This is a genomic window from Cupriavidus sp. 01T418 (assembly GCF_056398885.1).
The window spans coordinates 1-351 of the sequence record NZ_JBFTQG010000197.1; the positions used below are offsets into that span (position 1 = coordinate 1).

Annotated in this window: 1 protein-coding gene; it reads right to left on the reverse strand. The window is 42.2% G+C overall.

All coding sequences use genetic code 11. From position 1 onward, the window contains the following. Positions 1-5: 5 nt before the first annotated feature. Positions 6-351: hypothetical protein (locus AC1DQ3_RS36890; protein WP_477125009.1), on the reverse strand; the 346-nt coding region annotated here is incomplete at its 5' end.

Consider the following 351-nt stretch of genomic DNA (forward strand, 5'->3'; position numbering starts at 1 on the left):
ATAGCTCATTTTTTTCGCTCCAATTTTACTGATTCAGAAAGATAGTTCTGAAGTGCTTTTAAAGCGGGAACTAAATCAGAAAATAAGTCAGATGAGAAAATTAGCCTGGCCGATCCGCCGCGAAACGAAAAGTCCCATGGATCAATTTGACATGGATATCTTTTATTAAATCTCAGGTTCTCCAAATCGATCCGATTCATATCCTCAAAGTTCATGTGGAAAGTACATTTTACAAAGCGCGGCCTGCCATCGATGGCAGGCCAGCCTTTTATAAGCAATGAAGGACTTATTCCTCTTGGTAAAGGCCCATCTGGGGGGAGTCGTATATCGAACGGATAGTTGCGGAGAGAG